Origin of the sequence: Streptomyces sp. DT224, assembly GCF_049844595.1 — a bacterium.
Classification (GTDB): Bacteria; Actinomycetota; Actinomycetes; order Streptomycetales; family Streptomycetaceae; genus Streptomyces.
Map to the genome: position 1 here is coordinate 105429 of NZ_JBNCLI010000008.1, position 12179 is coordinate 117607.

10 protein-coding genes are annotated in these 12179 nt (G+C 72.4%); 5 read left to right on the forward strand and 5 right to left on the reverse strand.

Annotated features, from left to right (window positions below):
* Positions 1 to 36: 36 nt before the first annotated feature.
* Positions 37 to 1251, forward strand: coding sequence for a D-mannonate dehydratase ManD (gene manD / locus ACLQ2N_RS21025; protein WP_425815214.1), 1215 nt, complete (start codon positions 37 to 39; stop codon positions 1249 to 1251).
* 36 nt (positions 1252 to 1287) lie between these two features.
* On the opposite strand, the gene ACLQ2N_RS21030 is transcribed toward manD, so the two are convergent.
* Together ACLQ2N_RS21030 and ACLQ2N_RS21035 are read right to left on the reverse strand one after the other, a co-directional pair.
* Positions 1288 to 3081, reverse strand: a complete 1794-nt coding sequence (locus ACLQ2N_RS21030; RefSeq protein WP_425815216.1) for an ABC transporter ATP-binding protein — start codon at positions 3079 to 3081, stop codon at positions 1288 to 1290.
* 82 nt (positions 3082 to 3163) lie between these two features.
* Positions 3164 to 4393 (reverse strand): benzoate/H(+) symporter BenE family transporter, encoded by a 1230-nt coding sequence (locus tag ACLQ2N_RS21035; RefSeq protein ID WP_425815218.1) that lies wholly within the window; start codon positions 4391 to 4393, stop codon positions 3164 to 3166.
* Positions 4394 to 4510: 117 nt separating this feature from the next.
* Between ACLQ2N_RS21035 and ACLQ2N_RS21040 the strand changes: the two genes are divergently transcribed.
* Positions 4511 to 5068, forward strand: a complete 558-nt coding sequence (locus ACLQ2N_RS21040) for a helix-turn-helix domain-containing protein (RefSeq protein WP_425815220.1) — start codon at positions 4511 to 4513, stop codon at positions 5066 to 5068.
* On the opposite strand, the gene ACLQ2N_RS21045 is transcribed toward ACLQ2N_RS21040, so the two are convergent.
* From ACLQ2N_RS21045 to ACLQ2N_RS21055, 3 genes are all read right to left on the reverse strand, one after another.
* The gene (locus ACLQ2N_RS21045; RefSeq protein WP_425815222.1) at positions 5046 to 5636 is read right to left on the reverse strand and encodes an N-acetylmuramoyl-L-alanine amidase; all 591 of its coding nucleotides are present in this window, start codon (positions 5634 to 5636) and stop codon (positions 5046 to 5048) included. The genes ACLQ2N_RS21040 and ACLQ2N_RS21045 overlap by 23 nt on opposite strands.
* 152 nt (positions 5637 to 5788) lie before the next feature.
* Positions 5789 to 7123 carry an SWF or SNF family helicase gene (locus tag ACLQ2N_RS21050; protein ID WP_425815224.1) on the reverse strand — a complete coding sequence of 445 codons (1335 nt, stop codon included), beginning with the start codon at positions 7121 to 7123 and terminating at the stop codon, positions 5789 to 5791.
* Entirely contained in the window at positions 7120 to 10008 is a 2889-nt protein-coding gene (locus ACLQ2N_RS21055) for a DEAD/DEAH box helicase (protein WP_425815226.1), read from the reverse strand. The genes ACLQ2N_RS21050 and ACLQ2N_RS21055 overlap by 4 nt, the downstream gene beginning before the upstream one ends.
* A gap of 252 nt (positions 10009 to 10260) precedes the next feature.
* Here ACLQ2N_RS21055 and ACLQ2N_RS21060 point away from each other — a divergent pair, with 252 nt between their 5' ends.
* The 3 genes from ACLQ2N_RS21060 (at position 10261) to ACLQ2N_RS21070 (ending at position 12167) form a co-directional block, all read left to right on the forward strand.
* Positions 10261 to 11310, forward strand: a complete 1050-nt coding sequence (locus ACLQ2N_RS21060) for a fatty acid desaturase family protein (protein ID WP_425815228.1) — start codon at positions 10261 to 10263, stop codon at positions 11308 to 11310.
* Positions 11311 to 11413: 103 nt separating this feature from the next.
* Positions 11414 to 11596: a hypothetical protein gene (locus tag ACLQ2N_RS21065; RefSeq protein ID WP_425815230.1), complete on the forward strand. Its 183-nt coding sequence runs from the start codon at positions 11414 to 11416 to the stop codon at positions 11594 to 11596.
* A gap of 40 nt (positions 11597 to 11636) precedes the next feature.
* Positions 11637 to 12167 (forward strand): MOSC domain-containing protein, encoded by a 531-nt coding sequence (locus ACLQ2N_RS21070; protein WP_425815766.1) that lies wholly within the window; start codon positions 11637 to 11639, stop codon positions 12165 to 12167.
* The last annotated feature ends 12 nt before the right edge of the window (positions 12168 to 12179 follow it).

Consider the following 12179-nt stretch of genomic DNA (forward strand, 5'->3'; position numbering starts at 1 on the left):
ACGGGCGGCCGTCCGCCGGCCCGAAAGAGAGCCACCATGAGGATCGCCGACGCACAGGTCGTCGTCACCAGCCCCGGCCGCAACTTCGTGACGCTGAAACTGACGACCGATGAAGGTCTCACCGGTCTCGGCGACGCCACGCTCAACGGCCGGGAGCTCGCCGTCGTCAGCTACCTCACCGACCATGTGGTACCCCTGCTCACGGGCCTGGACCCGCACCGGATCGAGGACACCTGGCAGTACCTGTACCGGGGCGCGTACTGGCGGCGCGGCCCCGTCACCATGGCCGCGATCGCCGCCGTCGACGTCGCCCTGTGGGACATCAAGGCGAAGGCCGCCGGGCTGCCGCTCTACCAGCTGCTCGGCGGCGCCTCGCGCGACCGCCTCGCCACCTACGGCCACGCCAACGGCCGCGACATCCCCGAACTCCTCGACTCCGTGCGGCAGCGGCTGGCCGAGGGCTACCCCGCCGTCCGCATCCAGACGGGCATCCCCGGTCTCAAGGCCGTCTACGGGGTGCACGCCACCGACGAGCACGGCGCGCCCGTCGTGCACCAGCAGGCGCGCCCTCTGGTCGAGGACTGGGACACGGACGCCTACCTGCGCCACACCCCGGCCGTGTTCGAAGCGGTACGTGCGGAGTTCGGCGCCGGGATACCGCTCCTCCACGACGCCCACCACCGGCTCACGCCCGTTCAGGCGGCCAGGCTCGGCAAGGACCTGGAGCCGTACCGCCCGTTCTGGCTGGAGGACTGCACCCCCGCCGAGAACCAGGAGGCCCTGCGGCTCGTACGCCGGCACACGACGACGCCCCTCGCGCTCGGCGAGGTCTTCAACACGGTGTACGACTACCAGACGCTGATCACCGAGCAGCTGATCGACTACGTGCGCAGCGCGGTCACCCACTTCGGCGGGGTCACCCCGCTGCGCAAGCTCTTCGACTTCGCCGCCCAGTACCAGATCAAGAGCGCGGTCCACGGGCCCGAGGACATCTCCCCGGTCGGGATGGCCGCCGCCGTCCACCTCGGCTTCGCCGTCCACAACTTCGGTATCCAGGAGTACTCGGGCCACAACGCCCTCACCGAGGAGGTGTTCCGGCACGCGTACACCTTCACCGACGGCTTCCTGCACCCCGGGGAGGCCCCGGGAATCGGTGTGGAACTGGACGAGGAGCTCGCGGCGGCCCACCCGTACGAGCAGACCTATCTGCCCGTCAACCGGCTCCGGGACGGGACCGTCCACGACTGGTGAACGGGGGGCCCGGGAGCGGCCGGGCCCCTTCCGTGATCACGGGAACGCCGGCTGGAGGCCCGCGTACACGCCGTGGCGGTTCAGCAGCTCCTCGTGCGTGCCGGCCTCCGCGATCCGGCCGCCCTCCATGACCACGATGCGGTCGGCGCCCTGGATGGTGGAGAGGCGGTGGGCGACGACGAAGACGGTGCGGCCGTGCACGAGCCGGGACAGCGCCTCCTGCACCAGCGCCTCGGAGCGGTTGTCCAGCGCCGAGGTGGCCTCGTCGAGCACCAGGACCCGCGGATCGCGGATCAGCGCCCGGGCGATCGCGAGCCGCTGCTTCTGGCCGCCCGAGAGCCGGGCGCCGCGCTCACCGACCACCGTGTCCAGGCCCTGGGGCAGGCGGCGGACGAACTCCATGGCGTTGGCGTCCTCCAGGGCGCTCAGCAGCGTGGCCTCGTCGGTGTGCCCGAGCCCGTACGTGACGTTGTCGCGGATGCTGCCCTCGAAGAGGATCGACTCCTGCGGCACGACCGAGAGGAACCGCCGGTAGCTGCGCAGATCGAGCCCGGCCATGTCGGTGCCGTCCAGCAGGATGCGCCCCGCGGTGGGCCGGATGAACCCGATGAGCAGATTGAGGACCGTCGACTTGCCCGCTCCCGACGCGCCGACCAGGGCGATCGTCTCGCCGGGCCGCGCGGAGAGCGTGAACCCCTCGACGGCGGGCCGCTCGTCCTCGTACGCGAAGGAGACCGCCTCGAAGTCGATGCGCCCGGTGACCTGCTCCACCTGGGCCTTGCCCGCGTTGTGCTCCAGGTCGGGTGCCTGGAGGACCTCGCCCGCCGAACGGACCGACTCCAGGCCCTTGGTGAGAATGGGCGCGAGGCCGAGCAGCGTGGTCACCGATCCGGTCAGGACGGTGAAGAAGGCGCTCAGCATGACGACGTCACCGGCGGTGACGGCCAGCCAGCCGTGGTACGCCACCAGCGCGGACCCGGTCAGGCAGAGCACGCCCAGCGTGTTGAGCAGGACCCAGGCCAGCGAGCCGAACCGGCCGTTGAGCATGTCCAGGCGCAGGCCGGCGGCGAACACCTGCCGCAGGGAGCCGTCCACGCGCCCCAGCGCGGTCCGCTCCAGGCCGTGGGCGCGGGTGATGGGGATGAGGGTGGTCATCTCACCGACCCGGGACGACAGCTGTTCCACCTCGCGCCGGAAGGACTCGTTGTGGCTGCGGAGCCTGCCCCTCAGCTTCATCACGAGGAACCCGGCGGCGGGGACGACGACCAGGAAGACGGGCAGGAACGAGGGGACCCGGATGCCGATGACGACGAGCCCGCCGACCAGCGTCACGACGGCCCCGAGCCCCATGTCGGCGCTCTGCTGCACCATCTGCTCGACGGCCTCGACGTCACGGACCACCTTGGCCTGGAGCACGCTTGAGCTGACCCGGGCGTGGTAGCCGACGGACAGCTGCTGCATCCGGCGGCAGAGCGCGGAGCGCAGGGTGATGCCCATGCGGCGGATGCTGCCGCCGAGGCAGCGCACGTACCACTGATGGAGCGGGTAGTTCAGGACGAGGATGAACAGCAGGAGGCCCGTGGCCTTCCAGAGCTCGGACTCCGGGCCGTGCTGGACCACCACGTCCAGCACGGTGGCGGTGATCAGGGGAAGCAGCCATATGGGGCTGTGCTTCACGGTGAAGAGGACGACGGCGAGAGCCAGTCGCCCCCGGTCCGGGCGGAAGAGGAGCGCGAGGGTGCGGACCGGGTGTTCGCCGCGGTAGCGGTGGTCCAGGTGGTCGAAGGGTGCCAGGGATTCGGCGGAGGGTGGGGATACCGCTTTCTGCATGGAACCATCCCAACCCGCGACCGGTGCCCGGGGCAACTGTGTTCCACGTACGGGACAGTGTGCCCCAGCGGCACGGGACCGGTCAGCGCACGGGGAGTCCGCTGGGCCGCCGCTCCGGTGCCGGTTCCTCGCTCCGGGGGCGCGCCACCGCGGCGATCGCGCTGGTGACGAGGCCGGCCAGCAGGCCCCAGAACGCCGAGCCGATCCCCAGCAGCGTCAGGCCCGAAGCGGTGGCGAGAAAGGTGACGAGGGCCGCCTCGCGCGACGCCTTGTCGGCGAGCGCGGTGGCCAGCGAGGACTCGATCGTCGCGAGGAGCCCGATCCCCGCGATCGCCATGACGAGTTCGTGCGGCATGGCGGTCAGCAGCGAGGCGACGGTCGCACCGAGGAGCCCCACGCACAGGTAGAAGAACCCCGCCCACACCGCGGCCAGATAGCGCTTGTCGCGGTCCGGGTGCGCCTCGTCGCCCGTGCAGATGGCGGCCGTGATGGCGGCGAGGTTGAGCCCGAACGCCCCGAAGGGCGCCAGCACGGCGTTGGCCGCGCCGGTCCATGTCATCAGCGGGGAAACCGGCACGTCGTAGCCGGAACCGCGCAGCACGGCGACGCCGGGCAGGTTCTGCGAGGCCATGGTGACGACGAACAGCGGCGCGCCGACGCTGACGAGCACCTTCCAGTCGAACTCGGGCGCGGTGAAGACCGGTGTGGCCAGGGACAGCTGGACCTCGCCGGTCCGCCAGCCGCCGGTGAACAGGGTGGCCGCCACCCCCGCGGCCAGCGCCAGCAGCACCGCGTACCGCGGCAGCAGGCGGCGGCCCAGCAGGTAGATCACGAACATCGGGAACGCGACCGCGAAGCTCTGGTGCATGGTGCTGAACAGGCCGGTGCCGAACCTGAGCAGGACCCCGGCGAGCAGCGCGGCGGCGAGCGGCACGGGGATGCGGTTCATGACCCGGGCGAACCAGCCCGTGACGCCGCTCACCACGATGAGCAGCGCCGAGAAGATGAACGCGCCGACGGCCTGCGCCATGGACACCCCGCTCAGACCGGTCGTCAGCAGGGCCGCGCCGGGCGTCGACCAGGCGGTCACCACCGGTGCCCGGTGGCGCAGCGACAGACCGGCACAGGTGCATGCCAGTCCGACGCCGAGCGCCAGCATCCAGGAGGAGATCTCCCGCGCGTCCGCCCCCGCGGCCTTGGCGGCGGTGAAGACCAGGGCGGCGGAGCTGGTGACCCCCACCATCACGGCGATCAGCCCGGCCACCACGGCGGAGGGGGGCGCGGCCGAACGTATGCGGGTCAACGCGGACATCAGTGAGCCACTTCCGGGGGAGTTGCCGGGCGTTCCGTATACGGAACGTTCTGTTTGTGGAACACTAGAGACGCGGGCCGGTGCCCGTCAACCGGATGGTCGAGCGGGCGGACGGCGATGGGGCTGAACGAGGACGTGGGGCGCAGGCTGCGAGCCCTGCGGCACGGCATGGACGTGTCGCTCTCGGAGCTCTCGCGGCGCTCCGGGGTCGGCAAGGGCACGCTCTCGGAGCTGGAGAGCGGCCGGCGCAACCCCACGCTGGAGACCTTGTACGCCCTCACCACCGCCCTCGGCCGCCCCCTCAGCGCGGTCCTGAGCGACCCGTCGCCGGACGGAGTCTCCTCCCGGCAGCCGGCGCGCGTCTCCGGCAGCGCCGTCACCGCCGTGCTCATCGAGCGGTACGAGGACGGGGAAGCGGTCACCGACGTGTTCCGGGTGACCATCCGTGCCGGCGCGGTGCAGGAGTCGGAGGCCCATGTGCCGGGCACGTCCGAGAGCCTGATGGTCCTCGCCGGCACCGCCGTCGTCGGGCCGCCCGACGACCTCGGCACCGTCGGGCCCGGTGCATCGGCCCGGTGGCGGGCCGACGCACCCCATGTCTACAGCGCGCCCGACGGCGACGTGCAGGGGATCCTCTTCGTGCGCAGCCCGGTCAGCCCGCGCCGAGGAGATTGACCAGGCGGATGTAGCGGACCCAGTCCCAGTTCGGGCCCGGGTCGGTGTGGTCGGTGCCCGGCACCTCGGCATGACCGAGGATGTGGGCCCTGTCCTTGGGAATCCGGTAGCGGTCGCAGATATTGGCCGTGAGCAGCGCCGACTGCTCGTACATGGAGTCGGTGAAGTACACGGGCCGGTCCACCCACCCCTCGTGCTCGATGCCGATGCTGCGGGTGTTGTAGTCCCAGTTCCCCGCGTGCCAGGCGATGTCCTTCTCGCGCACCATCTGGTTGACGTACCCGTCGCCCGAGCGCACCACATAGTGCGCGGAGACCTGCTTCGCCGGGTTCTGGAAGATGGACAGCGTCTCGGAGAACGTCTCCTGGGTGACGTGGACGATGACGTACTGCACGGGGTACGCCGAAGGGCGCGAAGAGGCCGTGTAGTTGGACGCCGAAGCGGGAACCCAGTGCGCCTCCGGGTAATCCGTGGCACCCGTCGTCGCGGCAGCGGCGCGGACAGAGGCGGGCAGCAGCGCTCCCGCCGCCGCGATCGCGGCGCCCTGAAGGATTCTTCTGCGTTCCATGCGAACTCCTGTGGGGGGTGAGAGGGGCAGGAATACGGAAGGCGCGGCGCCGAGTGCGGGCCCCACCGTACGGGCGCCGCGCATGCCGCGAAAGACGGCAGACGCCCAAATCCTTGCCATGCAGGGGACGTTCGGGTGCAGCCGACACGCCGTCAGGCGCCCTGGGTCTCCGCCCAGGCGGCTGCCGGATCGTCGTCGGACGGACCCGCCGGGAACCACTGACCGTGCTCCTTCCGGTACGGATACCAGCGCCCGTCCGGTCCGTAGCGGAGCTGGAGGCCGCCGTCCGCCGATGTCCAACGGTTGCGCTCGGCCCGCAGCCGGGGCGCCTCGTCCTCCTCCCACGCCTCGGCCAGCCGAGTCCTGGCCCGGGCCAGCGCCTCGCCGTCCAGGGGCCGGTCCTCGTCCAGCACGGCGAGCGCGGTCGCCCCACCGTACCGCCAGGCCGCGACCGCGGCGGGGAGCCCGGCGCGCGTCGTCCCCGCGCCGCTCGCCAGCCGGTGGGCGATCCACGGCTCCGGGCGCGCCTCGGCGGCCAGCCTGACCGCGTCCTGGCGCACCGTCAGTCCCTCGGGCACCGCGCGACCTTCATGACCGGGCGCCAGGGCGTCGGCGAGCATCCGGTGCGCCCGGGCCGCCGCGTCCCGCGCCAGCATCTCCAGCGCCGTCGGGTCCACGCCCGCCTCGGGGTCCGTCTCCGTGTCCAGCGAGGGGGCGGGGCCGGGCTCGCCCGGAAGCGCCGGAGGAGCCGGCAGTGCGGGCAGGATGCAGCCGGTGGCGTACGCCTGCTCCGCCGGTACGCCGCTCGTGCCCGGGTCCGGCGCCGGGTCCCCGGCCCCGGCCGTGACGTCCGGCGCCCCGGCCGCCACCGCGATCCGCTCCTGGAGCCCGTCCAGCAGCACCCGTTCGCCGCGCCCCCGCATCAGCAGCAGCACGAACGGGTCCTGGTCCAGGAGCCGCGCCACCTGATAGCAGAGGGCGGCGGTGTGCGGGCAGTGGTCCCACGCCTCGCAGGTGCACCGTGGTTCCAGGTCGCCGATCCCCGGGAGCAGATCCACGCCGGCCGCCGCGGCGTCCTCGACCAGGTGCGGCGGCATCTCCCGGTCGAGCAGCGCCGCGATGTGCCCCGTCCGCTCGGTCGCCATGCCCAGGAAACGGTCCCACTTCTGCTCGTCCAGCTCCTGGAGCAGGACATCGCTGCGGTAGGTGCTCCCGTCCCGCTCACGCACCACGGCCGTGACACGGCCGGGGCGCACGGAAACGGCGCCGACCCCGCCCTCCCGGGCAACGCGCCTCCCCGCCTTCAGCTGCCGGAGGTCCAGAGCGGTGTCCTCCAGCGCCTTGAGCCACGCCTTCCCCCACCAGGAAGCGGCGAAGCCGCGTCCTGGCGCCGGGGGCAGGGCGGCGAAGGTGCGCTCCTGGGCTGCCCCGTCCTCCCGTTCGCCGCCGCCGTCGGCGAATTCCTCGGCCTCGTATCCGTCCCTCATCGCGTCCCCCCTCGAAGCTCCACCAGATCCGCCAGCTCCGCGTCGCTGAGTTCCGTCAGGGCGCTCTCGCCGGAGCCGAGCACCGCGTCGGCCAGCCCCTGCTTGCGGGCGAGCATGTCCGCGATCCGGTCCTCGATCGTCCCCTCGGCGATCAGCCGGTGGACCTGGACCGGCTGCGTCTGCCCGATCCGGTACGCGCGGTCGGTGGCCTGCGCCTCGACCGCCGGGTTCCACCAGCGGTCGAAGTGCACCACATGAGCGGCCCGGGTCAGGTTGAGTCCCGTGCCCGCGGCCTTCAGGGACAACAGGAACACCGGTGCCTCGCCCGCCTGGAACCGGTTCACCATGTCCTCCCGAGCGGTGACCGGTGTTCCTCCGTGCAGGAACTGCGTGCCGATGCCGCGCGCCGCCAGATGCCGTTCGAGGAGCCGGGCCATTGCGACGTACTGGGTGAAGACCAGCACCCCGGCGCCCTCCGCCACCATGGTGTCCAGGAGTTCGTCGAGCAGCTCCAGCTTCCCCGAGCGGCCGGCGATGCGCGGTTCGTCCTCCTTGAGGTACTGCGCCGGGTGGTTGCAGATCTGCTTGAGCGAGGTCAGCAGCTTCACCACGAGGCCGCGCCGGGCCATGCCGTCGGCCTCGGCGATCGCCACCAGCGTCTCCCGCACCACCGCCTCGTACAGCCCCGCCTGTTCGGGTGTCAGCGACACCGCCCGGTCCGTCTCCGTCTTCGGCGGCAGCTCCGGCGCGATGCCGGGGTCCGACTTGCGCCGGCGCAGCAGGAACGGCCGGACCAGCGCGCCCAGCCGCTCGGCCGCCGCCGGGTCCCCGCCCTCCACCGCCCGCGCGTACCGGGTGCGGAAGGTGCCGAGCCGCCCCAGCAGCCCCGGTGTCGTCCAGTCGAGGATCGCCCAGAGCTCGGAGAGGTTGTTCTCCACCGGGGTGCCCGTCAAGGCCACCCGCGCCCCGGCGCCGAGGGTCCGCAGCGCCCGGGCCGTCGCCGAGTACGGGTTCTTCACGTGCTGCGCCTCGTCCGCGACGACCATGCCCCACCGCGCCGCGGCGAGCTTCGGCGCGTCCAGCCGCATCGTCCCGTACGTGGTGAGTACGAACCCGTCCGGTGCCAGGTCGTCCAGGGTGCGGGCCGCGCCGTGGAAGCGGCGGACGGGGGTGCCGGGGGCGAACTTCTCGATCTCGCGCTGCCAGTTGCCCATCAGCGAGGTCGGGCAGACCACGAGCGTGGGCCCGGCACCTCCGTCAAGGGTCTGGCGGTGCAGGTGCAGCGCGATCAGGGTGATCGTCTTGCCGAGCCCCATGTCGTCGGCGAGGCATCCGCCGAGCCCGAGCGAGGTCATGGTGTGCAGCCAGTTCAGACCCCGGAGCTGATAGCCCCGCAGGGTCGCGGTGAGCGCGGCCGGCTGACCGACCGCCGGCTCCCCGCCGCCGTCCGGCCGGGCCGGGTCGGCGACGCGCTCGCGCAGCCGCTCCAGCCAGCCGGTGGCCCGGACCTCGACCCGCCGCCCGTCCACCTCGGCGGAACCGGTCAGCGCCGCGCCCAGCGCGTCGATCGGGGAGACCTTCCGGTCCTGCGTCTCCCGGGCCCGCCGCGCCTCGTCGGGGTCGATGAGCACCCACTGGTCGCGCAGCCGCACCAGCGGCCGGCCCGCCTCGGCCAGCCGGTCCAGCTCCTCACGGCTGAGCTGCTGGTCGCCGAGGGCGAACCACCAGGTGAAGGTCAGCAGCGCATCGGACGACAGCAGCGGCGCGGCATCCGACGCGGTACGCGCGAGACCCCTGGGCGCGTCGGCGTCCGCCTCCTTGCCGTCCGGTCCGATCACCGCGCGCGCCGTGAGCGTGCGGGCGGTCAGCTCCCGGGGCCAGTGGACCTGGACGCCCGTCGCGGCGAGCGCCCGTGCGGCGGGTCCGAGGAGTTCGGTGATCTCCTCGTCGGCCGGCTCCACCGCGTCCGGCACGGCCGCCGACAGCAGCGGAGTGAGCGTCGGCCAGGCCCGGGCGGCCCGGCGCAGCATCAGCAGGGTGTCCATCCGGGCGCGCTGCCCGAACGCCTCCGCGGCCGGGCCACCGCCCGCCCACACCTCGGCGGCGTCGGCGACCACGGCGGGGTCGCTGACACTGTGGATCTGCGGCACCACGCGGAACGAAGGCCCGGTACCCGGCCCCTCGCCCCGGTCGAGCCCCGTCACCTCCACGCGCAGCGACAGCCGGACCCCCGCATCGTGGCCCGCCGCGACATCGGCGGCCCAGGCCCGGTGGCCGGGCAGACGCTGCGGCTCCCACGCGGTGAACGCCGGCCCCCCAGCGGCGAGCGGCGCGGCGGCGGTCCTGGGCAGCGAGTCGGCGACCGCGTCGAGGAACGCCCGTACCAGGCTTTCCGGTTCGGGCAGGAGCAGCGGCCGGGCCGCCGCGTCGACGGGCACGGCGTGGGCGGTGGGGGGCATGGAGGCGGCCAGGGTACGGACGCGCATCAGGTCGTCGGGGGTCAGTGGCCCGGACCGCCAACTGTCGTGGTCCGTCGCGCTCAGCCCCGGAAGGAGCAGGCCCCGGGCGGCGAACTGCAGGGCGAGAAGCCCGGCCGCGCCCCAGAAAGCCACCGCCGAGGAGGCGTGCGCCGCCGCCCGCGCACGCGTGAGCAGGGGCAGCCCGTCGATGACGGACAGCACGCGCGCCGGCACCCCGTACGGCAGTCCGTCGGGGTCGGCGACCGTCAGCGTGCCGGGCTCGCCGGGGCCTTCGGGCGGGCCGCTGCCGTCGGGGTGCCAGAAAGCGAGGTGTCCGGTGCGGGAGGGGTCCCCCGGCAGGAAGACCACGGAACAGCCGGCGAGTGGGGAGATTTCGGAGAGGGAAGCGGAGGAGGGGCTGTGCACAGCGATGTCAGATTCCTCAAATTTGACTAGCCGACCGAGGTCGCCGAGGGTACCCCAACTTCCGCGCCCGGGAGCCGCTGGTTCGTGTGAGGTGCGCCACGCCGTGGTACGGCCGCGGCTGCCGGTGCAGTCGGCCCCCCACTCCGGGCGGGTGCTGGCACCACCATGCCCCGGGTGGTGGCGCCATGGCTCCGAGCACCCCGTGAACCGTACGTTTCCTGAGGTCGGAGCGGATTCGAGACCGGAGACACCATGCCACAGGCCACGGCCACCCTTGCCGCAGCGGAACGCACGCGTGACGGCGCCCGAAGCCCAGGAAGCGACTTCGCGCCGCTGCTGCGAGACGCCAAGGCGCAAGGACTCCTCGAACGGCGCACCGGCTGGTACGCCGCCGGTATCACCGTCAACCTGCTCGCCCTGGCGGCCGTGGTCACCGGCATCGTCCTCCTCGGCAACACCTGGTGGGTGCTGCCGCTGGCCCTGCCCCTGGCGCTCCTCTGGGCCCGTACCGCATTCGTGGGACACGACGCGGGGCACGCCCAGATAACCGGCAACCGCAAGGTCAGCCGTGTGATCGGCCTCTTCCACGGCAACCTGCTGCTCGGCATGAACGAGGCGTGGTGGAACGACAAGCACGTACGCCACCACGCCAATCCCAACCACATCGACAAGGACCCCGACGTCGGTGTGGGCGCCCTCGTCTGGACCCAGAAGCAGGCCGCGCAGCGCGAGGGCTTCGCCCGCTGGCTCACCCGCAACCAGGCCCGGCTGTTCTTCCCGATGCTGCTCCTCGAAGGCATCGCGCTGAAGGTCTCCGGGTTCCAGTACCTGAAGCGGCAGCCCCTGCGCGAGCGCGCCCTGTCCGCCTTCCTGCTCACCGCGCACCTCGGCCTCTACGCCACCCTCCTCCTCACCGTCATGTCCCCGGGCAAGGCGGTCGTCTTCGCGCTCGTGCATCACGCGCTCTTCGGACTCCACCTCGGCATGGCCTTCGCCCCGAACCACAAGGGCATGGAGATGCCCGACCCCGACGGGGACCGCTGGGACCACCTCCGGCGCCAGGTCCTCACCTCGCGCAACGTACGCGGAGCGGTCCTCACCGACTGGTTCCTCGGCGGCCTCAACTACCAGATCGAGCACCACCTCTTCCCGAGCATGCCCCGGCCGCACCTGCGCCTGGTCCAGCCCCTGGTCAAGGCCCACTGCGAGGCCATCGGCCTGCCGTACACGGAGACCGGACTCGTCGAGTCCTACCGGCAGGCCCTCACCCATATGCACGAGGTCGGTGCGCCGCTGCGGTGACCGGGCGCTCCTCGCAGGAGGGAGCGGGAAACAGGAACCGATGAGGGCGCGCGGACGTTCTCACCATCAGAGGCGGCCACGGGCCGCGGAGGAGGTACGGACGATGTCGAACAGCGCCAAGATCGCCATCGGGGGAGTCGTCGTTGCGGTCGTCCTGATGCCGTTCATCGGGTTCTGGCTGTCCCTGCTCGTGCTCGTCGGCGTTCCCACGCTCGCGTATCTCGCCCTGGACCCCCGCCAGCGCCGACGGCTCCGTAGGATCACCCGCAAGGAGATCGGCCGCTGAGGGCCGACCGCTGAGAGGGGTATCCGCCGTGATGGGCACCGTGACCGCCGTCAGCAGGAACGAGACCTACAGCTTCACCAAGCCCAACCGCGACAGCGTCACCCTGCTCGCCGGCCTCGGCGTGGAGGGCGACGTGCACGCGGGGGTCACGGTCAAGCACCGCTCCCGGGTGGCCCAGGACCCGACGCAGCCGAATCTGCGCCAGGTCCACCTCATCCAGGAGGAGCTGTTCGACGAGGTCCGTGCGCTGGGCTTCGAGGTGGCGCCCGGTGACATCGGGGAGAACATCACGACCCGGGGGATCGATCTGCTGGGCCTGCCCGTCGGCACCTTGCTGCATCTCGGCGACGAGGCGGTGGTCGTGGTGACCGGGCTGCGCAATCCGTGCGCCCAGATCGACAACTTCCAGGGCGGCCTCCTCAAGCAGGTCGTCGGCCGGGACGAGGCGGGGAACATCGTCCGCAAGGCCGGCATCATGAGCGTCGTCAAGGCCGGCGGCGTGGTAAGGCCCGGAGACCCGGTCACGGCCGAGCTTCCTGCCGAGCCGCACCGCCCGCTCGATCGCGTCTGATCCCGCTCGGCC

Bases quoted from the DNA above. Each gene is read 5' to 3' on its own strand.
- ACLQ2N_RS21045 (WP_425815222.1), bottom strand. From the start codon at position 5,636: ATGGAACGCAGAAGAATCCTTCAGGGCGCCGCGATCGCGGCGGCGGGA.
- ACLQ2N_RS21065 (WP_425815230.1), top strand. From the start codon at position 11,414: ATGTCGAACAGCGCCAAGATCGCCATCGGGGGAGTCGTCGTTGCGGTC.
- manD (WP_425815214.1), top strand. From the start codon at position 37: ATGAGGATCGCCGACGCACAGGTCGTCGTCACCAGCCCCGGCCGCAAC.
- ACLQ2N_RS21060 (WP_425815228.1), top strand. From the start codon at position 10,261: ATGCCACAGGCCACGGCCACCCTTGCCGCAGCGGAACGCACGCGTGAC.
- ACLQ2N_RS21050 (WP_425815224.1), bottom strand. From the start codon at position 7,123: ATGAGGGACGGATACGAGGCCGAGGAATTCGCCGACGGCGGCGGCGAA.
- ACLQ2N_RS21035 (WP_425815218.1), bottom strand. From the start codon at position 4,393: ATGTCCGCGTTGACCCGCATACGTTCGGCCGCGCCCCCCTCCGCCGTG.
- ACLQ2N_RS21040 (WP_425815220.1), top strand. From the start codon at position 4,511: ATGGGGCTGAACGAGGACGTGGGGCGCAGGCTGCGAGCCCTGCGGCAC.
- ACLQ2N_RS21030 (WP_425815216.1), bottom strand. From the start codon at position 3,081: ATGCAGAAAGCGGTATCCCCACCCTCCGCCGAATCCCTGGCACCCTTC.